This is a genomic window from Amycolatopsis rhizosphaerae, from assembly GCF_007713715.1.
Taxonomy (GTDB): Bacteria; Actinomycetota; Actinomycetes; order Mycobacteriales; family Pseudonocardiaceae; genus Amycolatopsis_E; species Amycolatopsis_E rhizosphaerae.
Window position 1 is genome coordinate 1 of record NZ_VJWX01000065.1, and the last position, 21,723, is coordinate 21,723.

At 67.3% G+C, this 21,723-nt stretch carries 20 protein-coding genes and 1 pseudogene; 16 read left to right on the forward strand and 5 right to left on the reverse strand.

All coding sequences use genetic code 11. The annotated features are described in order from the left end of the window. Positions 1-1,783 (reverse strand): helicase-related protein (locus FNH05_RS09645; protein WP_222426564.1); only part of this gene is annotated, 1,783 nt, incomplete at its 3' end. Positions 1,784-1,872: 89 nt separating this feature from the next. After that, positions 1,873-7,047: a DEAD/DEAH box helicase gene (locus FNH05_RS09650; protein ID WP_144586996.1), complete on the reverse strand. Its 5,175-nt coding sequence runs from the start codon at positions 7,045-7,047 to the stop codon at positions 1,873-1,875. Positions 7,048-7,060: 13 nt separating this feature from the next. Between FNH05_RS09650 and FNH05_RS09655 the strand changes: the two genes are divergently transcribed. Beyond that, the gene (locus FNH05_RS09655; RefSeq protein ID WP_144586997.1) at positions 7,061-7,366 is read left to right on the forward strand and encodes a hypothetical protein; all 306 of its coding nucleotides are present in this window, start codon (positions 7,061-7,063) and stop codon (positions 7,364-7,366) included. 30 nt (positions 7,367-7,396) lie between these two features. Beyond that, positions 7,397-7,567, forward strand: coding sequence for a hypothetical protein (locus tag FNH05_RS37940; RefSeq protein ID WP_186382472.1), 171 nt, complete (start codon positions 7,397-7,399; stop codon positions 7,565-7,567). A gap of 93 nt (positions 7,568-7,660) precedes the next feature. Here the strand turns inward: FNH05_RS37940 and FNH05_RS39160 are convergent, their stop codons facing one another. Beyond that, positions 7,661-8,143 (reverse strand): DUF397 domain-containing protein, encoded by a 483-nt coding sequence (locus tag FNH05_RS39160; RefSeq protein WP_246127635.1) that lies wholly within the window; start codon positions 8,141-8,143, stop codon positions 7,661-7,663. After that, a pseudogene (locus tag FNH05_RS40035) lies at positions 8,140-8,995 on the reverse strand (helix-turn-helix domain-containing protein). Before FNH05_RS40035 ends, FNH05_RS39160 begins: the two are co-directional and overlap by 4 nt. 217 nt (positions 8,996-9,212) lie before the next feature. Between FNH05_RS40035 and FNH05_RS09665 the strand changes: the two are divergent. From FNH05_RS09665 to FNH05_RS09720, 13 genes are all read left to right on the forward strand, one after another. Further along, positions 9,213-9,473: a hypothetical protein gene (locus tag FNH05_RS09665; RefSeq protein ID WP_144586999.1), complete on the forward strand. Its 261-nt coding sequence runs from the start codon at positions 9,213-9,215 to the stop codon at positions 9,471-9,473. Then, positions 9,470-9,607, forward strand: coding sequence for a hypothetical protein (locus tag FNH05_RS37945; RefSeq protein ID WP_186382474.1), 138 nt, complete (start codon positions 9,470-9,472; stop codon positions 9,605-9,607). Before FNH05_RS09665 ends, FNH05_RS37945 begins: the two co-directional genes overlap by 4 nt. Positions 9,608-9,681: 74 nt before the next feature. Continuing rightward, positions 9,682-9,966: a hypothetical protein gene (locus FNH05_RS09670; protein ID WP_246127636.1), complete on the forward strand. Its 285-nt coding sequence runs from the start codon at positions 9,682-9,684 to the stop codon at positions 9,964-9,966. Positions 9,967-10,049: 83 nt separating this feature from the next. Further along, on the forward strand, positions 10,050-10,349 hold the full coding sequence (locus FNH05_RS09675; protein ID WP_144587000.1) for a GntR family transcriptional regulator: 300 nt from the start codon (positions 10,050-10,052) through the stop codon (positions 10,347-10,349). Between the two features lie 308 nt (positions 10,350-10,657). Beyond that, complete coding sequence (locus FNH05_RS09680) at positions 10,658-11,692, forward strand: hypothetical protein (protein ID WP_144587001.1); 1,035 nt, start codon at positions 10,658-10,660, stop codon at positions 11,690-11,692. A 4-nt stretch (positions 11,693-11,696) separates the two neighbouring features. Next, on the forward strand, positions 11,697-12,371 hold the full coding sequence (locus FNH05_RS09685) for a class I SAM-dependent methyltransferase (protein WP_144587002.1): 675 nt from the start codon (positions 11,697-11,699) through the stop codon (positions 12,369-12,371). Next, positions 12,368-13,432 carry a glycosyltransferase family protein gene (locus FNH05_RS09690; RefSeq protein ID WP_144587003.1) on the forward strand — a complete coding sequence of 355 codons (1,065 nt, stop codon included), beginning with the start codon at positions 12,368-12,370 and terminating at the stop codon, positions 13,430-13,432. Before FNH05_RS09685 ends, FNH05_RS09690 begins: the two co-directional genes overlap by 4 nt. Next, positions 13,429-14,235, forward strand: coding sequence for a glycosyltransferase family 2 protein (locus FNH05_RS09695; RefSeq protein ID WP_144587004.1), 807 nt, complete (start codon positions 13,429-13,431; stop codon positions 14,233-14,235). Before FNH05_RS09690 ends, FNH05_RS09695 begins: the two co-directional genes overlap by 4 nt. Next, complete coding sequence (locus tag FNH05_RS09700; protein WP_144587005.1) at positions 14,232-15,263, forward strand: nucleotidyl transferase family protein; 1,032 nt, start codon at positions 14,232-14,234, stop codon at positions 15,261-15,263. The genes FNH05_RS09695 and FNH05_RS09700 overlap by 4 nt, the downstream gene beginning before the upstream one ends. 100 nt (positions 15,264-15,363) lie before the next feature. Continuing rightward, the gene (gene tyrS / locus FNH05_RS09705) at positions 15,364-16,836 is read left to right on the forward strand and encodes a tyrosine--tRNA ligase (RefSeq protein ID WP_144587006.1); all 1,473 of its coding nucleotides are present in this window, start codon (positions 15,364-15,366) and stop codon (positions 16,834-16,836) included. Positions 16,837-16,872: 36 nt separating this feature from the next. Next, positions 16,873-17,553, forward strand: coding sequence for an HAD family hydrolase (locus FNH05_RS09710; protein ID WP_144587007.1), 681 nt, complete (start codon positions 16,873-16,875; stop codon positions 17,551-17,553). Next, positions 17,550-18,533 carry a zinc-dependent alcohol dehydrogenase gene (locus tag FNH05_RS09715; RefSeq protein WP_144587008.1) on the forward strand — a complete coding sequence of 328 codons (984 nt, stop codon included), beginning with the start codon at positions 17,550-17,552 and terminating at the stop codon, positions 18,531-18,533. Before FNH05_RS09710 ends, FNH05_RS09715 begins: the two co-directional genes overlap by 4 nt. Before the next feature lie 159 nt (positions 18,534-18,692). Continuing rightward, positions 18,693-19,298, forward strand: a complete 606-nt coding sequence (locus FNH05_RS09720; RefSeq protein WP_246127637.1) for a GNAT family N-acetyltransferase — start codon at positions 18,693-18,695, stop codon at positions 19,296-19,298. 170 nt (positions 19,299-19,468) lie between these two features. Here FNH05_RS09720 and FNH05_RS09725 read toward each other — a convergent pair whose 3' ends face one another. Then, positions 19,469-19,762: a DUF6221 family protein gene (locus FNH05_RS09725; protein ID WP_144587009.1), complete on the reverse strand. Its 294-nt coding sequence runs from the start codon at positions 19,760-19,762 to the stop codon at positions 19,469-19,471. Positions 19,763-20,553: 791 nt separating this feature from the next. Between FNH05_RS09725 and FNH05_RS09730 the strand changes: the two genes are divergently transcribed. Beyond that, the coding region (locus FNH05_RS09730) for a hypothetical protein (RefSeq protein WP_222426565.1) at positions 20,554-21,723 on the forward strand (1,170 nt) is incomplete at its 3' end.

Genomic DNA, 21,723 nt, shown 5'->3' on the forward strand with positions numbered 1-21,723 from the left:
CGCCGGTGCTGCGCTTGATGGCCTCGTGGCGGCGGATGAGCACGTCGAGGACCACGCCGTCGATCTTGTTGTCGGCGCCGTAGTAGGTGACGGCGCGGACCTTGGGGGCGAGTTGCCCGAATCGGTCGACCCGGCCTTCGCGTTGCTCGTGGCGGGTGGGGTTCCAGGCGAGGTCGTAGTGCACGATGGCGGTGAAGCCTTCTTGCAGGTTGACGCCTTCGGACAGGCAGTCGGTGGCGATCAGGATTCGGATGCCGTCGTGCGCGGTGAGGTCCTTCACTCGGCTCTCGCGTTCTTCGGGCGGCAGGGTGCCGGTGACCGACTCCACCCGTGCGGTGGGGTATTTCTTCGCCAGCGCTGCGCGCAGGTGCTCGGCGACGTACTCGGCGGTCGGGATGTAGCGGCAGAACACGATGGGATGGAAGCCGTCGCTGATGAGCGTGCCGAGGATAGCGAGGAGGCGCTTGAGTTTCGCGTCGTTCTTCGTGCCGCGCAGCGCACGGGCTTCGTCGGCGAATGCGCGCAGCCGGCGGCGGGCTGTGGTGTCGGGGTCCTGGGTGGTGGAGGTGTCCGCGCCGAGCCCGGTGTCGTCACCTTCGGCCGACTCGTCGAGTTCGACGTCGAAGACCTGTGGGGACGCGAGTGCGTCCGCGGCCTCGGCGGTGTCGGCGTCGATGAGCTCGGATCGGTTGCGTAGCGTCTGCTCGGCAGCGGCCGGGCTTGACGCGATCGAGCGCAGCAGCGCGATCGCTGACCACCACCGGACCCGTCGGTGGAACGTGTTGAGGGTCGGGTCGGCCACCTGTTCCCGGGCGAACGAGAGCACGCGGTCGAGCAATCGCCGGTACTCGGGCGTGAGTTTGTAGGACTCCTCGGCATGCTCGCGAGTCGGGAAGGGGGTGTCCTCGGACAGGTAGGCGCGGATATCTGCTCGTTGCCGCTGGATGAGGTACCGCGCGAGGAGCCTGCGGTCCTCTTCACGGCCCGGGCCGGAGAGGTCAGGGGGCAACGTGGCGAGCCGGTTGTCGAGCAGGCCGATCAGCGCTTGCCAGGCGCCGTCGTCGCCATTGTGCGGGGTGGCGGTGAGTAGCAGCAGATGGCGGGTGGGATCGTCGGCGAGCCGGCGCAGCAAGGTGAAGCGCTGATGTGCCTGGGACGAGCCCGCGGTCGACGGGGCGATGCAGGTGTGGGCCTCGTCGACGATGACGAGTTCTGGGCACTGCAACGCGAACTCGTCACGGCGGCTGCGTTGTTTGATGTAGTCGGTGGAGATGATCAGATGCGGGTAGTGCTCGTAGACGGTCGATCCGAACGGCACCGAGCGAGCGAGCCGGTTTGCCGTCGAGGGCAGCAATAGCTCGGCAGTGATCCCGAATTTGCCACGCAGCTCTGCCTGCCACTGCGGAGCGAGCTGGGGCGAGCAGAGCACGGCCAGGCGCTGCGCTTCGCCGCTGGCGAGCAGTTCCGCGGCGATGAGCCCTGCTTCCACTGTCTTGCCGATGCCCACGCCGTCCGCGATCAGCAGGCGGGTGGTTTCTTGCGCGGTCGCCATCATGAGCGGCACCAGCTGGTAGTTGCGTGGGCTGACCGCCAGTTGCGCGAACGACCGGAACGGGCCGGTGGTGTCGCGGAAAGACAATCGCAGTGCATCGCGCAGCAGCCGGGCCCGTGCCGCGTCGCCCCGGTCCTCGACGCTTGGGGCTTCGAACGTCGACGCGGTGGGCTTGTCGATGTCCGGGAGCAGTAGGGCGGTTTCATCGTCGCGGCCGCCGAGGGGGCGCACCAGAAGTGTGCCGGCGGGGGACGCGGGGAGCACCAACCACTCGCGACCCCGCGCTGTCACCAATGTGCCGGGGTTGAATTCTGTGCTGGTCATGAGCCTGCCCGGCCCATACCGAAGACACTCGGGTGAGACTGCACGATGTCGCGCCACCTTGGCTGGTCGCCGCACTGCGGGCTCCGTCCGTCCTCGTGATGGAACCTCAGCACCAGCCAGCCTGCCTCGTCCTCAAGCCGAGCCTGCGCGGCTCGGTCCTTGTCTGTTTGGTGATCATGATCGTGCACGGGGCCGTCGATGAAGATGGCCACGTCGACGCCGTCGGTGTGGTAGGTGAAATCCGGCCTGACGTAGAAACCTTCGACGGTCTGCTGTGCCTCGTCGGGCAGCCGATAGCCGTGCTCGTCGAGCAGGCGCAGGAAGCGCTGCTCAAGCTCGTTGCTGGATCTGGTAAGCCGGGCCAGGAGCTCGGAGCGATCCTCACCGGCACCACCGACCTGCAGCGTGGACTCGGACAGTTGTTGAAGCAAGCCGATGACGCAATGCCGGTCCAGCGCCTGGTGATCCCACTGATTACCGTAGGACAGCAGACAGTCGTAGCAGGCCTGGGCACACGGCTCGGTGGCGTACTCGGCCTTGCCGAGGTCTTCCCCGGTGTCCGGGTCGTAATGCAGCAGTGCGATCGCCCGCCGCGCCACGCGGCGCATCGGCCCGTCCTCGATGGCCAGCCGGCGCAGCACGCCCGCGCCGCCCTCGGCGGCTTCGTACATCAACAGCACCGACCAGGCGTGTGGGTCGTTGTGGTCGCGCCCTCGCCCGGGCATCGGTTCGACGGCCAGTTCGTCGCTCTCCAGTTGAAACTCCGTCTCGACCGCACGCTTGAGCGCATACATTGCCGCCATCCGCTGATCGATCGGAACATGCGAGGCGAGCTTGATCAGCAGGGCATTACGATGATCTTGTACGTAGGGCACCACCCGCTGGATGCGGTCATCTGGGACCTCGCCAGGAGGAGCGTCGGCTGTGCGAGCCCATTTTCCTTCGACGGTGTCGAGCAGGTAGCCGAGGTCGTTCTTGTCCTTGCGGCGGCGCAGGCCCACGTTCATCCGGCGGATCAGCGCCGTATCGCCGTAACTCAACTCGGCCAGCACCTCGCCTTCGGCGCCGAGCAGGGTGCTGGTCTGCTTGCTGCTGCGCTCGCCGTGCGGCTCGAAGCGGATCGCGGTCGTGATCTCATGTCCCGCTCGTTGGCGTTCCTCCTCGTCGGCGCTGATCCGATCCCGCCGGCGAGTCTTGACCGCCAGCAGTCGCATGAGCGAGGTCATCGTGAGCAGGTCGGTCGAATCGCAATGCTCGCACTTCCCGTGGCCAGTCGGGCCGTTGCCGTCGTTGAGGTAGCCACAGGCGTTGCAACGCTGGATCTCGGTGAGGTGGACACCGGTGCCGTCCTCCCGCGCGGGGAGGCTCACCCGGTTCACCTCGTAGCGGGCACCCTCGTGGTAGATGAAAGCGCCGGGCCCGAATTCGCTGATCGCCAGGAAACGGGGGCGCTGCACGTAGTCACCCTGTCCGTTGCGGGTCCGGCGCTCGGCCGGTATGAACGCCGCCAGTGGCAGCCGCGGGAACGAATACCCTGGAAGGAATCCTTCGGATGCGAAGTAGCGGTAGGGGTAGAAGTCACCTTGGTTGACGTCGTCGACCTCGCCGCGTAGCAGGTCCAGCGCCGCTCGAGCCTCGGCGATCTGACCCCGTGCCCGGCGTTTGGCGGGTTCGGAGGCGCCGATCGTTTTCAGCACTGTGTTCGCGCCGTCGAGCTCTTGGAGCGCTTCCTGGTACAGCCCACGCCACCGGTCCAGCGCCCGTTGGAACCTGGTAGGAGCCCCGCTGACCGTTTCTCCGATCCAGCCCTCGCGCCACCACAGCGCCGACGTGACCTCGGAGGTCGCCAAAAGCACCGTACGTACGGCTGCAGCGGCCCGCGACGCCGCCGGGTTACTGGAGATCTTGGAAATCACCTCCTCACGCAGCGGCTGGCCTGGCAAGTCGACATCGAGCAGCTCGACCATGCTGGGACCGAGGTCCAACCCGGTTTCCACCAGCCAAAGGGCGTGGGCGTGCGCCCGCACCAGGTCCTGGTTGCCCAGCTCCAGTCGAGGCGGCGCGACCGCCCCGGCCACCATGTCCTGGCTGCGCTGGAAGTAGTAGTTGTCGTGGGCGTTGCCGGTCGCGCAGTAGGTCAGCACGACCGCGGGCTGCCCGGACCGCCCGGCGCGCCCCGAACGCTGCGCGTAGTTCGCTGGCGTCGGCGGAACGTTGCGCATGCCGACAACGTTGAGGCTCTTGATGTCGACCCCGAGTTCCATCGTCGGCGAGCAGTACAGGACGGGCAACGCGGCGTTGCTGAACAGCCGCTCGCGTTCCTGGCGCTTCTCCGGGGCGACCTGCGCGGTGTGTTCACGCGCCTCCAGCCCCGCCAGCCCGCCAGCCGTTTCCGCGTAGAAGCGACGGAAGTACGGATTGACCCGGCCTTCCGCCGCGTGGCCACGCATCGGATCCGGAGCGCGGTGTTGCCCGTCGCCGGCGCGCCACTCAATCATGCCGGCCTGAATGCGGTAGCCGACGCGGCGGTGGCGTTCCTCGATTTTGGTGAGCAGACCGACCTTGGCCATGGTCTTCAGCAGGGTGGCGATGACGGCGTCGGCGTCGGCGACCTTCAACTGAGATGGGTGCAGGGGAAATCGGTTGGGGCGACGGAGCCATCGCCCATACAGGCCGAGACCGGACAGGTAGAGATCACGGCCCACCCCCGAGAGTGCCTTCGGTCGGGGGCCGGGGTAGCAGGTCGCGGCGTAGACACCCTGCTCGTCGGTCAGTGCCCACGGGGCGCGCAGCCATTCCTGGCTGGCGCGTCGGATGGCCTCGTACCGCTCCTCGGTCAGGTACTCCGACTCGATGCAGATGTTGCGACGCATCTCGTCGAGTAGAGCCTGCATGATCAGCCGCCGGGTCTCCGGCTCGGCGCCCGCCAGCGGCTCACCAGCCTCTACCCATTTGGCGTCATCCGCGGCGAGGCGGTCCAGGCTGGCGTAGTCGAGCCGGAGCTGGCCGGTCTGCTCAAGGTTGGGCATGGTGATCCGCCAGCCCCGGCGCAGATCCGCCCAGACCCGGTAGGACACCGACTCCCGCAGCGCCTTGATGACCTTCTGCTCCGCGCCATACTCCACCTCCGGGTTCTTGGCGAAGTCCGCGATCTTTAGGTTGAGCGCCTCAATCACCCGACTGCCCAGATCCTCGTCGGTCAGCGGCTCGTCGGGATAACGTTCTCGCTGGTGGACGACGGCGCGGTACAGTGCTGAGCGGATCAGGCCGACCAGCACAAAGTCGTTGAAGTGACCGGCCTGCAGGCTCGCATCCTGCCGATTGTCGGAGAACACCAGGAACTTGCGCGCGTCGTTGTCGAGATCGGAGGCCTCGCGCAAAGTTCGCACCACCGCTTGCGACAGCACGGAAACAGCACTGGCCCGTCCCTCGGTGCCGAGGCTGGCCACCCGCGAAAACTCCGACTGCCCGGTGCTTTCGTAGCTGGTCTTGCACGACGGGCAGAAGTGAAGGGTCTCGAAGAACGCGACGGGCACACCCTCGTCGGTTACCGTGCCGAAGGGGTCGACCCGAAACGGCTGAGGAAGACGAGTTCGCCGTGCCCGGTCCAATTCGCGGCTGTTGCCGGACTCGATCACCCAGTCGTCGGGAACGAGGCCCAGCAACGCGGGCGAGCTCATATCCGGCCAGTCGACGTCGAGGACTATCAGCAGACCGCTGGCCTCCGCCGGCTCACCGATGCCGCCATTCAACGTGCGCGGAGAGAACTTCTCACCACCCTGTTCCCGCTTCACCACGAGGAAGTCCTGCCCGCACTCCCGGCAGAACGCGAGCGGAAACAACGGCTGTCCGGGTGGGTCGATCGGCGCGCTGCGCTGGTAGCGGGTGGTCAGGTACCGCTCGCCAGGCTGCGCGAGGGTGACGTAGGCCGTGTCGCCCTTGCCGATGAACTGGTGGAGCTTGAACGCGAACAGCGTGCGGCCAGTCTCGTCTCGGACCCGAGACCCTGCAAGCAGTGTGTCCCGTAGAGCCTTCGCGCAAATCGCCTGCTCGATGCCTGTCAGTTCTTCAAGCCGCTTCGCGGCCTCCCGAAGCCGCGTCGGCGCCTGGCGGGCGAGGTTGCCCTCATCGTCCTCACGCAGACCGAAGGTCTGTTCGATCCAAATGGCCAGGGCGTCGCGGCGGAGGCCATCGTGAGTCGTCGGGGGCACCGCGGTCACGCGGGCCGCGAGGCGAGCATTGTCGGTGGTGCCGATGGTGGCCCGCTCGAGGGATTCTCCGATGACGTTTCCGGCCGGGATTTCGGTACCAAACAACCGGGTGGCCAACCGGGCCACCTCTGCTCGCTGCTCTGCTCGGCTCCCCGGCCCAGCCAACGTGGCGCTCGTCCCGATGCATTGGAGCTGGTCGACGCGCACGGCGCTGCGAAGCCGGCGGACCAGCATCGCGACGTCAGCGCCCTGACGCCCGCGATAGGTATGTAGCTCGTCCAGTACCAGGAAGGAGAGGTTCTCCGCACTTGCGATCAGGCCCTCGCGCTCTCTCGGACGGGTGAGCATGAGTTCGAGCATCATGTAGTTGGTGAGCAGGATGTCCGGTGGGTTGGCAAGGATCGCATCCCGCTCGGCGCGCTTCTCCTGGCCGGTGTAGCGCGCGAAGCTGACCCTGGGTTGGGTCTTACCCAGGAACTTCTCCAGCTCACCACGCTGGCTGTTGGCCAGCGCGTTCATCGGGTACACGACGATTGCGCGGACCCCCCGGCCCGAGCCTTCACGCAACACGCGATCCACGATCGGCACGATGTAGGACAGTGATTTGCCCGACCCAGTACCCGTGGTCAACACATAGGATTCGCGACGCGAGGCCACTCTGATCGCGTCGGCCTGGTGCCTGTGGAAGGCAAGCTCCCGGCCTAGCGGGTCCTCTTCGTTCCGATGTCGGAAGATTTCACGGCAGGCCGGATGCAGCTGGCCGGGCCCGACCAGATCGCTCACCGAACCGCCGGGCTGGAACGCCGGGTTAAGCGCCAGCCACGGCTCCGGCCAAAGCAGCCCGTTCTCGACCTCCCGCTCGACCTTCTCGCGGATGTCCGGGTCGTGGATGTTGAGGAAGCCCCGCACGAAGGACTCGTAGTCATCGAGTACATCGCCAAGCACCCCGAACGCGTCCACGAAAGTCCCTCCAATGTTACCCACCGTCTATGGCGGCGTCAGCGACCTTATCGATTGGGACCGTCAATCTGATACAGCTTCGCATTGGCGGTTGATGCAGCCAAAGCATCTTCTTCCGCATCGGCTTCACCCTCCCGGCCGGCTGGACCGAGGTCGCCGTGTACCCGACCACCGCTTCTCCACCTACCGCGACGCCACCCTCCGGCTGCGCCGGATCCGCGCCCTGCTCGACCCGTTCGAACCCCAACGAATCCAGGAGATCTACCGCGACCCGGCCGGGCGCCACGTGCTCAGGGTCGAAATGTCCTCTGGTGACTGAGTCTACGCGGAATGGCCCCTCTCTCTCGAGGTGACGCGGACCCGGACCGACAAGACCGTGCTCGCCGCCGCCGCCGTCGTCGTCGCCCTGCTCGCCATGACCTCCTGGCTGCCACCGCATCACGGACGAAAGGGAGCCGTCGATGTCAGGCCGCGGTTCGGGCAGCAGCGCGGCCTGGATCTGGGCGGATTCATCCCATAGCCGCACCTGCCGCTGACCGCCGCGCCCGCCGTCCTGCCGGTCGCCTCCACTCCAGTGCCGCCTGAAGGTACGAGCGCTACATCTCGACCTGGTTCAGCTGTTCACACCGCGAACTGATCTTCCACCCCTCGCGCCCGGCAGCGCCTGACGCAGCTCGGGGGTGACCCCGGCTGACGCGAACAGGTCCGAAATGCAGCATGCCCGCCACCTCACAGACGCAAGTCCATCGGTGAAGCCGAACTCGCCGTCAGCGGCTCCGGAGAGGAAAGCAGACCATTCGCCGTCGTCGAAGCGAAGCGCGACATCGGTAGCGAGCGACTTGACTAGGGTGTCGGCGCCGATCTTGGTGATGGTGGCGACCCCGTTTGTGCTGGTGGAGCGATCTTCGGTTGCATCGCGGATGAAGGCCGCCCAGGCGTCGTGAGAGAAGGTGATCGTGCCCGCCGTGGGGTGCTTGCTGTGCCGGACGACCACGCCGTCGGCTGCCGGGGCGACCTCGACGCAGTTGCCGGTTGCGGTGCTGTAGCTGCTCTTGCGCCAGGTGGCGGTGGGTGCGGCCGGGGAGTCGGTGTTCATCGCAGATCCTTGATCGCGTCGCGGATGAGGTCCAGTGATTCTCGCGGAGCCAGTGCCTGACTCTGTACCGAGGCCACGGCGTGCAGGTAGCTGCGGATGACCCCGCTGCGTTCGTGCACTGTCCAGGATGTCACTCCGTCCACGTAGACGACTTCGGGATCGGTCTCGTCGGGCCACTGGATGATCACGAACGAGTCGCCGAGCGCGGCGTGGGCGTCCGCGGTGAACGGGACGACCTGCACGGTGACATCGTGTTCGCGGACCACGCGGGTGATGTGCCGCAGTTGCTCCCGCAGTACGGCAGGGCCGCCGATCTGTTGGCGGATGGCGGCTTCGCCGACGATGGCGGTCAGCCGCAGGCCCTCGCTGAGCCGTTTCTGGCATGTGGGGAGATCCCGCGGTGATGATCCGCTCGGCGTAGTCGCGGGTCTGGAGCAGGCCGGGAACGATCTCGCCTTCGTAAGTGCGTATCCACGAGGCGTCGGTTTCCAGTTCGATGAGCATCTGGACGGCTTCGGACAGGATGTCGCCGTAGTCCTGCCACCAGCCCGGTTCATCGGCCTTGCGGCGCAGCGCCTCCAGTTGGGCGGCCGCGTCGGCGGGAATGCCCAGCACGTCCACGGTGCGGGCGAGCACGTTCGCGGACACCTTGGCCTTGCCCGACTCGATCTTCGACCAAGTCGCCTGGTGGATGCCAACCTCGGCGGCCAGATCGGTGCCCGACAGACCGCGTTGCTGTCGGTAGGCGCCCAACTTGCCGCCGAGACGGCGGCTGCGCACGGTCGGCCGCATCGTTTGTCCTCCACTTCCTCGCGTTCCATGATCACAGCCGCCACGGCTGGTGACATGCATGATCACCCGTTCGAACTACTTCCATGTTAGGCATAATGCCTGGCATTATGCCTAACATGGAGCTGTGCCGAAGGGCACACGGTAGCCCTCCTGACGGTCATCGATCGCCAGGCCCAAAGCTCCGGCGGAGCCCGGCCAGACACCCCGACCTGGTCTGGCTCCGCCGGTCCCACCAGCCGACCCCGCACAGGGGCGGCACGGAGAGCGGAGAGCGGTCATGTGGCGAACGCGACGCAAGCCCGACCCTTGGGTGGCAGCGTGCCGGGATATCGCCGGTCGACGACGGGAAATCCTCATTCTGCCCACTGACGACGACCGGGTGGCGTTGGTCTTTCCGCCAGGCGAGGTCGCTGTTCTGGAGCCCTTGCAGGCGGGTCGTCTGCGGGCCGCCGTGCGTGACGCCGCGCTCGCGTTGGGCGACCCCGTCACGCGCGAGGAACATCGGCACGCCGTCGCGATCGTGCAGGTCAGCGAATGAGCCTCGCATCGCGGGTCGTTGTGGTGATCATCGCGGCCATGGTGTTCCTCGTCCGGCTGGGGGTCGCGCTCTACCGTGCGCATGTCGACGGCCGGATAGCCGCCCGCCATGCTCGCCAGGAGCGTCAGCCGTGAACGCGCTGTCCCCGCGAGTCGCCCGTGAACTCGGGCGATGTCTGCGTGCGGAAGGGTTCCGTCCTCTGCCGGACGTGGCCGACGACGGGACTCTGGTGGGCACCCGCCTGTGGCGTGTGCGCGCCGGATACGTGGAATACTTCGCGCTACGTCCCCACGGATTCGCCCACGCCGTCCGCGTCGAAGCCGACTTCGACTATCGACGACCGGCTCAGCATGGCCCCGTGGTCGAGCACCGCCGCGGCCATGCCATCAACGCTCTGAACTGGTTGCTGACCGATACGGAACCGGGTTTCGCGCCCTACCTGTATGACGGCCCCGAGCTTGACAGCCGGGCTTCACCGACCGGGTGGACCTGACAGAGCCGCAGTTCGCGATGCATGGCGCCACTCGGTGCCTCGGAATTCTGCCCAACCCATTTCACCTAAAAAGGAGACCCTCGATGCAGGTCGAAGAACCTCAAGGCAACCCTGCGGTCAATCGATTTGTCCCCGGGAAACTGGATTACCTGTATAACCAGTTCGCCGATCTTCTGGCTGGGAAGGTCGCCTCCGGCGAACTGACCATGCACAGCAAGCTGCCGGGGGAAGCAGATCTGGCCCGACAGTATGGGGTGTCACTGGGGACCGCGCGCAAGGCCACCAGTCTGCTTCGGCAACGCGGGATCGTGACAACGCTGCGAAGCAAAGGCACCTTCGTCGTGGCGCGACCGACCGACTCGACACCCCCGGCCGCAACCTGACCGCCGGATGGCTGTCTCTACCGTCGAAGTCTCCGTAGAGCCGCGGCCTGTGACTGCTCCGTTCGTGTAGCTCGCCAGAAGTAACCGCTATCCCTCATGTGTTGCCCAATAAGCTCATTCCAGTGACGGGATCAACGCAACAAGTGACACACGATCAGGGTGCAGGTGGGAAAGGTACTCAGGGACCGGCAGGACAGTTCAGCAAGCCCTGGGGACGGACGGTGTCCGCAGTGGCAGTGCGCCCAGGCGCCACTCGGCAGGTCGCCTCGCGGTTCCGCTCCGACGACTTACCTGCTGCCGTTCGCGCGGTGTTGACCTGCATCGCTGTTGGCGATCACGTGACCTCGCCTGCGTTCGCCGATGCCTTCCTGGCCACCGTGGATCTGGCCGCGCCAGCGCGGGACGTGGTACTCGGCTCGCTGATGACGGCCGTAATGATGCGCGGCCCCATGGCCAATGACGTGGAGGCGCTCCTGCGAGGCGCGCTCTCCGTCGACAGCCGGACGCCCGCCGAGGTGATCAACGGCGACGACCGACCGGTGCTGATGCTGGCAGGCAGTGGCAAGAAGGGCGTGCGAACCCTGAACGTGTCCACGCCTGCCGCGCTTGTGGCGGCCGCCGCCGGGGCACGTGTGATCAAGGTCGGTTCAGCCGCTACGTCGTCGGCGCTGGGCTCGCGTGACCTGGTGCGCGCCCTCGGCTTGCGTGAACACCGGACGTCCGATGGTGTGCGCGCGGACTTGGCCGCGTCCGGGTTCGCCTTCGTGGCGATCGAGCCGGAGATTCCGGTCCTGGACGAGCTTTACGGCGGTCGGTTCCACACGCCAAACCCGTTCTCCTTCGGGCTGGCTCCGCTGGCGAGCCCGGTACGAGGCGATGTCACGGTGTTCGGCCTGTCCCACCCACGCGTTGACGTGGCGGCGCGCGTGCTGAACGGCTTCGGCATGCCCCACATCGACGTGCTGAGCACACGCCTGCCCAGCGGTCACTACCTGGACGAGATCGGTCCCGCTGGCGAGTTGCGATGGTGTCGAGCGCGAAACGGTGAGGTCGGCCCCGTCGAGACTGAACCGGCCAGCGGTTTGATAACAACCGGTGTGCCTCGCGACCTGCCGACGCCGAGCGGGGCAGAGGAGGCGGTCGAGCGGACTAGCGAGTTGCTGGCTGGCGGTGGTTTGGAGAGCCACCGTGGCCTCGTCGCGCTCAATGCCGCCCACCTGCTCATGATCAGCGGCATCACGACGTCCTTGGTGAACGGCATAGCGGTGGCCGACGACATCTTGCGTAGTGGCGCGGCGCTCGCGAGCATTCCGGTGGCGAGCACAGCGGGCATGAGGGCCTGAGCGCGTGGACCTCGACCCGGACCTGCACTTTCTCACGTGCGGCTACCTCCAGCGGGTCCCGCCGGAGTACTTCGCGGACGCCGACGACTCGGGGATCACATGGCAGCCGGATGTCTACCCGGCGGCGTTGGCGTTGGCCCGCAAGCACGATCGAACGATGATCATCGATTTGGGCTGTGGGCGAGCGGGCAAGCTCGCGGCCCTGCGCGAACAGAACCCGAGCCTCGACATCATCGGCGTCGACTTCGGCCCCAACATCGACTGGTGCCGGGAACACCTGCGGGGCGGGCGGTGGCTGGACGCGGACCTGGAATCGGCGACAACGCTGCCTCTGGTGCCCGAGGTGATTGCCCGGTCGGTCGTGGTCTGTTCCGACGTGCTGGAACATCTGATCGACCCGCGGCCTGCGATGCGGCTGATCTGCTGGCTGCTTGACCACGGCGCGGCGGGCGCGGTGCTGTCCACCCCAGCGCGGGACAAACGCGCCGGAGCCGATCACCTGGGGCCACCGTTCAACCCCTCGCACGTCCGGGAGTGGACGCAAGGCGAGTTCCGGGCTTTCGTGGCGAGCTTCCCGGTGGCGGTCGAGCGGTTCGATCTAACCCGCAGCGACGACGGCGGGGGCGGGCTGACGACGCAACTTGTCGTCGTGATGCGACCTGATGAGGAGCGGTGGTGACGGCGATCCGCGTTCTTCACATCCCCGGCCGAACCCCGTACGCGCGCAAGCTGCGGGACTACGGTGTCCAGATCCTTAACGACACGACCGTGGATGGTCTCGTGGTGCCTCGCGATGCCACGCTGGCCTGGCTGCTGGAGCATCGGCCGTGGGATTGGCTGGACGTGGTGCACCTGCACCATCCGGATTTCGAGCCGATTCCGCGGCTGCGCGCTGTGCTCGCGGAATGCCGCCGCGCCGGTAAGCGGGTGGTGTTCACCGCGCACGATGTGAGGCCGGTCTTTGGAGACCGGGCGGCGCATCACGGCAGGATGCGTGTGCTCGCAGAGAACGGTGTGCCGTTCGTGTGCCTCACGCCTGGCGCTGAGATTGAGGTGCGCAGGCGGTTCCGCGCCCGCACGGTCATGATTCCGCACGGCTACGTGGCCGTGCCGGACATACCTGCGCGTTCCACGCAACGGGATCGCGGTCCCACCCGGTTCCTGATCTATGGCTCGCTGCGGCGCAACCGGGACGTGGAACTGGTGCTGTCCTGCTGGCGCTTTGCCCGTCGGCTGTCGGAGACAACGCTGCATCTGCTTCTGCGGGCGCCGTCGCGCGTGAGCCTGCTTGAAGACGCCGAGGCGTGGGGCGCCATACGTGAGCATTCCGCTGATCTCCGGCTGCGGGTGGATGTTCTGCCGTTCCCATCCGACGCCGAGGTGCAGGAGGCTGTCGCCGGTACTGATTGCCTGCTGTTGCCCTATCGGTGGGCCAGCCACTCCGGGCAGCTCGAACACGCCCTCGACGTCGGTGTGCTGCCTGTGGCGACGCGAACCGGGTACCTGCCGGATCAGGTGTCTCTGCACGACGGGCTGGTCGCCGAGCCTGTGTGGTTCGACTGGTCAGGCGATGCGCCGTTCGATCACGGTGCGCGACTGCTGGAAGCGATGCAGACCGCGCACGCGGCAATCCAGGGCGGTTGGCAATCCCATGATGCCGAGAAGTTCGCCGAGCACCGTCGTCGTGAGCACACGGAGGTCGTGGCCTCCTACCGCGCGCTGTACGAGGGCGGGCGATGACACGGCAGCCGATGGCGTCGCCCTCGGTGTCGGTCGTGGTGATGAACCACAACTACGGCCGATACGTCGGCGAAGCCCTGGCCAGCGCGGTCAACCAGGAACCAGGTGACTACCGCCTGGCCGAGGTCGTCGCCATCGATGACGGCTCCACGGATCACAGCCACGAGGTGTACCGGCGGTTTCCCAGCGTTCGGATCGTCCGCAAGGCGAACGAAGGCTTTGCGGCCACGCTCACCCGAGCCGTCTACGAAGCCTCCGGGGACTGGCTCGCCCCGCTGGACGCCGACGACGCCTTTACACCGGACAAGCTGCGCACGCTGGCCCCACACCTGGCCGACCCGGCGCTGCTGCTGATCCAGCACGGGGAGTACGTCGTCGACGCCGAGGGGCGGCCGTTCGCCGAGGGAACCCATCCCGGCGGGGCCACCAGCACGCTGGTGCTGCGACGCGACGCCGCGCGGGACCTGCTGCCGGTGACCAACGAACTGTTCTTCCATGTGCTGGCCGATCTCGGCCACGGCATCCGCCTGCCTGAACTGCTGACCCGCTATCGGGTGCACGCGGCGAGCATGACCGACCGCCACACGCCGGGCGCCTTCTCCGACTACATGGCCGTTATCTGTGCTGATCTTGCCAACCGCCTCGGCGGGCTGTGCGCCCGCCCGCCGGCCTGGGCGGACGCCGCGCAGCTCGCCGACCTCAGTGCCGTGTACCGGCGCCGGGCGAGCACGTTTCGCGAGGATGCACAGCACCACCGCGAACGCGCCGGACGCGCCACCAGCCAGGAGGGATCTTCCGGGTGACCAACGCCGTGCTGTTCTCCGAGTCCTACTACCGGCAGGTACTGGCCGAGTTCGGCTACACCCCGTTTGACCTGCGACAGTTCGATTTCACCCTGGCCGGGCTGGACGCCACCACCCTCAACGCCCGCTACCTGTGCCACCACCACGGCGACCAGTACCCGCGGGCCTCTCCGCAACGGCGGATCGTCACCACCGGGTTCGGCATGTCCGGTGTGCCGCACCTGGCCACGGTGTCCCACGTCCTCAAGATGATCGAACTCCAGCGCGGTGGCGAGCGCTGCCAGATCGTGCTCGGTGACTTGGACGCCTACAACGGCAAGGCCAGGCCCTATACCGAGGTGCGCGAGCTGGCCGAGCGGTTCCGCGAGTACGCCCTACGACTCGGCTTCGATCAGCACGCCGGGACAGTGCGTTCCCAGGAGGGTTACCTGCCCGCACTGGAGGCGATGTACCTGCTCGGCCGCTACGTCGAGCAGGCCGACTTCGACGCCGCTGAGGAAGACAACCACGGCTACTACGCCAACCGCGGACTCGTTGACGCGACCATGACCTTCCGCCGCGCCCTGTCGCTGTCGCTCATGGCCGCAGACTTCCTCACCCTGGGCCAGAGCCACGACGCTGTGCTGGTGATGCTCGGCGTGGACGAACACCGCTATGTCCGGTTCGCCCAGCAGGCACGTGTGCGCCTGGACGAGCACGTGCCGCTACGCGCCGACTTCGCTCTGAGCGCCGCGTACACCCGCATGGTTCGGGGCTTCGGCGGTCACCCCAAGTTCAGCAAGAGCATCCCCGGCTCGGCCCTGGACGTGACCACCCCGCCGAGTGACGTGTACCGCCTGCTCGCCGCGGAGCCACCCATCCCTGAGGAATCAGCCACCTATCAGCTCATGTGCCAGGTGCCCCGCTATGACGCCAGCACGCTGCTCGAACTGCACGCTCACTGCCGGGAGTCCGATCGGGCCTGGCAGCAGGCCGTTCACGAGTTCGCGGACTACGTGATCGACCTGATCAGCCTGTGGCCGCGCTGACCAGGAGGAATTGACTCGACGCGCCCCGCTACCATCGTTACGTCCACGCTATGTCAAGTCACGTCATGTCACGCGCGCAGCCCGAATCCGGAGAGCTTTGATGACCCGACTGAGCCAGTCCGTTGACCGCGCCACCGCCCTGCTCAGGGACGCGGATCTCGCGGCCGACGCCACCGTGCGGGAACTGCTGACCGAAACCACGCAGCGCCGCAGTCTGGACCTGTCGGACCTGCCACCGGCAGAGCAAGCCGCCCTGATCGCCGCCCGCTCGCAAGAGCTGCAGCCTTCCGCAGACGGGCTGGCCGAGCGGATCATCGAGGCCGGGAAGAAGGGCCGCCGGTTCGTCGCCAAGTTCGGCATCGACCCGACCGGCGCCGAGGTGCACCTGGGTCACTCGGTGCCCATGCTCATCCTCAGCCGCTTCCAGCGGATGGGGCACCAGGTCGTGTTCATCGTCGGAGACATGACCGCCAAGATCGGCGACCCGTCCGGCCGCTCCGACGATCGCCCCGCCCTGACCGACGAGGACATCGCCCGCAACCTCGCCACCTACCGCCAGCAGGTCACCCCGTTCTTCGACTTCGAGCGCGCCCAGTTCCGGCACAACGGCGATTGGCTGCGGCAGATCACCCTGCCGAAGATCATCGAGATCATCTCACAGATCCCGGTGTCGATGCCGCTCCAGCGTGAGGACTTCCGCAAGCGCCTCGACGCCGGTCAGGGCCTGTCGCTGGCCGAGTTGATGTACTCGGTCGTGATGGCGCTGGACTCGGTGGAGACCCACTGTGATCTGGAAGTCGGCGGGATCGACCAGTTCCTCAACATGCAGATGTGTCGCAAGGTCATGGACGTCTGCGGTCAAACGCCCGAACTGGTGGTCGCTACCTCGCTGATCGAGGGCACGGATGGCACCGGGGCCAAGATGAGCAAGTCCAAGGGCAACTACGTGCCTTTGACCGCTCCGTCCGGTGAGATCTTCGGCAAGATCATGTCGGTGCCGGACCGGCTCGTGGAGCCCTACTTCCGGGCGTTGTCGGAGTGGCTGGACCCTGAACTCGCCATCACCAGCGAGCGGGTGGAGGCCGGCACGCTGCACCCGATGGACCTGAAGAAGATCCTCGCCGGGGAGGTCACCGCCGCCATCCACGGCGTCGACGCGGCGATGAAGGCCCGCGAGGAGTTCGTGGCCCGCTTCTCCAAACGCACCTTCGGCGAGGTCGACGACCTGCCCACGATCGCCGACCTGAGCCAGCCGGTGACCGAGGTGGTCAAGACTCTGGGCTTCGCCAAGAGCAACGGCGACATTCGCCGCGTAGCCCAGCAGAACGGCCTTCGCCTGATAGTCGAGTCCGAGGGCAGCCAAGAGCAGGTAACGCTGACCGCCGACGACATCCGCGAACCGCTGGCCGACGTGGTCAAGGCCAAACTCGACGGCCAGACCGGCGACTACTACCTCAAGGTCGGCCGCAAGCTCGCCCGCATCGACATGAACGCCGCCTACGAGACTTTCGCGGCTGCCGAAGCTCTCGACGATCTCCACGCTACGACCACTGCCGATCAGTGGCCGCTCTGACGGCTTCCGCCAGGGCGACGACGAACTGATCGGGTTGTGCGCGCTCTCGTACTCGACCTGTTCGGCACCCTGGTAACCGCGCCCACGCCCGAGGAACGCGCCCACGCGGCATCACGAGTCGCGACCGTGGTCGGCTGCGCCCCTGAGACGGTCGAGAACTACTTCCGCGACACCTGGCGCGTCCGCCACGACGGCACCCTTCCCACGCTGGCCGACCTCGCCGCACACCTGGTCCGTGCCGTCCACAGACCGGGCGCGGCGATCGGGCCAGTTGCGGACGAGTTGCGGACTCTCGGGCAAGCCCGTCTCGTACCCGCACCATCGGTCGTCTACGCACTGAAATCGTTGCGTAGCAAGCAACTGCGACTTGGCATCCTCAGCGACGCCAGCGCTGAGATCGTCGCTGCCTGGCCGACAAGCCCACTCGCCGCGCTGGTCCACACGGCCGTGTTCAGTTGCACCACCGGAGCCGTCAAGCCCGACCAACGGCTCTACCGCCGCATCTGCGCCGAACTGGACGTGTCACCGGACCGAGCGCTCTACGTGGGCGACGGTGGCGGTGACGAGCTACCCGGTGCACTCGCTGCGGGCATGGCCGCTGTCGCGGTTCGCCGCCGTGGCCCCACCCATGCTCTCGCCTTCGGCGACACCGACTGGTCCGGTCCTGTCCTGGACGCAGTGGAGCACGTGCCCGCCTACCTCGCGGAGCGCGCATGAAGGCATGGGAGGTCCGCAACGGCGACCTGGCTCTGCACGATGTCGAATCAGCCCACCCCCGCGAGGGCGAGACCGTGATCGACGTCAGCCACGTCGGGATCTGCGGCAGCGACCTGCCGAAGCTGCTGCGTCCCAACGGCTTTTCCCTCCCGGAGCCGTGGCGGCCGGGCCACGAGATCGTGGGTATCGACCCGACCGGCCGCGCTGTCGCCGTCGACCCGCTCCTACCGTGTGGCGACTGTCCGCGCTGCACAACGGGCGACACCCACCTGTGCACCGGCCTTCGGCGGCTCGGCTGGGACATGCCGGGGGGATTCGCCGGGCAAGTGGTTGTCCCGGCAGAGAACGCGCACCCGGTACCCGACGGTGTTGATCCACTCCACGCCGCCCTCGCAGATCCTGCTGCGGTCGCTATTCACGGCCTGCGTTGCCATCCGGTTGGCGCGCCAGGACGGCTGGCGGTCGTCGGCGCTGGCACGGTCGGCCTGCTCACGGCTCTTTACGCCCATGAGCAGGGCTGGAAAGTCACCATTATACACCGCGACGGTCGCGCCCCCCACGAAGCCGTGGCCAAGGCAGTGCCCGCCGTGTTTCGATCGCCGGCCACGCTGCACCCGCAAGAGACCTTCGACCTAGTGGTTGACGCGGCTACCGGAGCCGATCCAGCGCCGCTCGATCTCGCGCTGCGACTCGTGAGCGATGGCGGCACGATCCTCGTCCAGAACGCCTACCATCCCGGCGTCCGCCTACCGGTCCCGCTGCGTGATCTCTTTCGCCGATCAATCCGCCTGATCGGCTCGTTCTCCTTCTGCCGCAGGCAATGTGACGACTTCACCCTGGCCTTGAACCTACTGCGCAGCGACGCCGCTGAGGTCGCGCACCTTGTCTGCCAAGCTGGAGAACTTCTCAATCTACGCGCGGTGCTCGACCACGGTGCGATGCGCCCCGTCCGACAGGTTCTCACCGTCCGAGCCTTATGACCCACCATCGGTTGTCGCACCGTTCCGACTAGCAGTCGAACAGCCACAACTCGCCGAACTTCCGCCGTCGGACCATGGGGCTGCTGGCAATCCGGCCCACCCGTCGACGCGACCAGAAAACGGGATGATCCGTTCCTGATCCGCGGGGACGATGGCGGCATGCTTGTTGACCACTTCCCACTGCTTGGGCTGCGGCTGACGACACCACGGCTGGAACTGCGTCTGCCTTCGCCTGAGGAACTTGGCGCCCTGGCCGATCTGGCAGCCCGAGGCCTCCATGACTCGGACGTCATGCCGTTCGTCGTGCCCTGGACCGACCAGCCAGCGGCCAAGGTTGCGCTGAGCGTCGTCCAGCACCACTGGCGGCAACTAAGTAGCTGGGCCGTGCACGACTGGTCGCTCAACCTCACGGTGTTCAAGGCCGGTGCCGTGGTCGGACAGCAAAGCATCCGTGCCCGTGACCTGGTTATTACGCGGGAAGTGCAGACGGGCTCCTGGCTCGGGCAGCGCTTCCAGGGGCAGGGAGTCGGCACCGAGATGCGCGCCGCGGTGCTGCACCTCGCGTTCGCCGGACTCGATGCGTTAGAGGCGGTCTCGGCCGCGTTCGAGCACAACGTCGCCTCCCGTGCCGTGTCCCGCAAACTCGGCTACCAACCCGACGGCGTTCAACGCCACGCCGTCGGTGGACGGTTGTCGATCGAGCATCGGCTACGTCTGACCCGGGCCGGCATGGGAGCGGCACCGCACCGTCCCGGTCGCCATTGAGGGGCTTGCCCCGTGCTTACCACCTCTGCTGGGGCTCGACGATCCGTGACTACTCGCGGCCAGATAACTCCTCGCCAACTGGCGGCAAGCGGAGAACTTTGGACCGGTCATCAAGGAAAGTGCGCGACGGCGGGGCAACACTGCCCCGAGGTCGGCGGTACGGCGGGGCTCTATATGTCTTCGGGTCCCCAGCGACGTTGGTAGTCGGGGTAGCGGTTGTAGACCTCGGCGAGGTGGCGGAGAACCGTCCCATAGGCGGTGAGCATGGTGCTGGCGCCTGCGTCGTCAGGAAAGGACCGCACAAGGTCGCGGGCCTCGCGGGCGCGGTTCATGATGCGGACCTTGGCTTCGATGTCTTTGAACGCTTCGGCGCGGCTGGTGTAGCGGCCGGTGGGGTTGGCGCTTTCGTCGTCCAGCCGCACGTCAAGGAAGTCGGCGACCTCGTCGAACAACTGAAGGTCCATACCAGGACGCTACTGGCCGGGCTCGTGGTGGTGACACCTGCAAGCAGGCAGCGCAAAAAGAGGTTCACCCCAATGGAGTATTGCTGACGGGAATAGCGGCGAGCTATCTTCAAGGATCCTAGCTTGTGATGCCTGCTGCGCATGTTCCGCCGAGAGGAGTTTATCGCCAAGCGGCGGTGATCACAAGGTAGGCGTCGCCAGCGGACCGGCCGAGCGGACCCCCGTCGTAGGGGCGCTGGGAGTCGAGAGTCCCGGTGACGCGGAGCGCCACGGCAGGTGCAGGGACGCGCCAGGAGCCCATCGTCAACACGGGCTCCTGGCAGACGCGGTAGAGGGGTTCATGTCCCGGCTATCTAGAGCCGGCCCTCCTCGTGGACCGTCGAGTCCCTGCCAGAGTTCCGGCTGCGCTCTGGATCTTCATGGTCGGCACACTTGCCCCGCTTGATGTGACCTCCGTCTCTCTTTCGTGTTCGTTTGTCGAAAACGGGCCGAAAAACCGGAGTCCTTCAGCACGCGGGGAATCTGAGCTCCGACCATCGGGAGGCCACCGCTTCCACGCCGCCCTGTGACACGCCCACGCCACCACACCTGATGCGGGGCTGTCTGAGTGCGGTCCGCGTTGCTGACTTCCCATGCGCGCCAGCACCAATACATCCCGATACCGTGAGGCTGGAGACGCCATGCCATCGCCCGCCCCCGTCTTCGTTGATCTTTCCGCCGGGTTAGTCCCACTTGCATCCTCATCTGCATCGCCGCCCGCGCCGGACCGGTGTTCGGCGGCGCATTCGCCGGTGGGCTCGTTCCTGTGTCATCCGTCCAGCCCGTGGGCGTGGCTGTCGGACACCCCGGCCTGGTTCTGGCGCATGATCCAAGCCTGGTGGCCCCTGCTGGCGGTCGCGGCCGTGGCGGCGTTGGCGGCGGGTGCGTTGCTGGCCGTCGCGGTGCGTCGTGCCCGTGCCGACGCGGCGCAGCGGGCGTCGTGGGTGGAGATCACGCCGCCCGCGGTGATGCCTGCCGAGGGTGCGCGCAAGCTGTGGCGGGCGTTGGCGGGTTTGCTGTCCCGCGCCCGCCGCGGTGGGCTGGCTCCGCGTCATCTGGCTGTGGAGTTCGTCGCCGACGCCACCGGGATGCGCGCGGGCGTGTGGGTGCCGCCCGCGCTGTCGGCTGCTTCGGTCGCGGAGGCGGTTCAGCGGTGCTGGCCCGGCTCCCGTGCCACCATCACCCGCACCCCGCCCGCCGCGACCGGCGGCGAGTCTGGCGGGCACGCAACGGCCGTGCACGTGTGGCCGCGCGGGGGCGAGTGGGAACCGCTGCTGGATGCCACCCGCGCCATGCGCACGCACCCCGGCGAGGTGGACGGGTTGCACAGCGCGCTGTCCGCGCTGGCCGAACGCGGCGACGGTGAACGCGCGTGCCTGCAACTCATCGTGTCCCCGGCCCGCGCCGCCCGCCGCGGGGGTGCTGGCCGGGGCCGGCCGCTGTGGGCGCGGATCGTGCTCGGCCTCGTGAAGGCCCCGTTCGTGGTGTTCCTCGCGGTGGCCGATGTGCTGTTGGGCCACGGCGCCCCGAAGCGGCCGAGCACGGCGAACAGCAGCGCTGCGGAAGATCCGGTGGTGGCCGCGCACCGCAAGGCGATCGCGGCCAAGCAGGCCCACGGGCCGCACCTGCGGGCGACCCTGCGGCTGGCCGTGTGCTCGCCGGTGTCGCGGAAGTTGCGGCGGCGCACGGTGAACGCGATCGTCAACGGCTACGACCTGGCCGCCCCCGAAGCGAGCCTTCGCATCCGCCCGGCCTATCGCCCGGTGGGGCGGCTTACCCAGCGGCTTCCCGGAGCCCGCCGGGATCGGTTCCTGATCACTCTCGATGAAGCCGCCGCGCTGTGGCATCTGCCGGACGAGCCAGCGCAGTACGGCATCACCGACGCCACCGCCCGCGTTCGCCGTCCCCGCCGTGACCTGCCC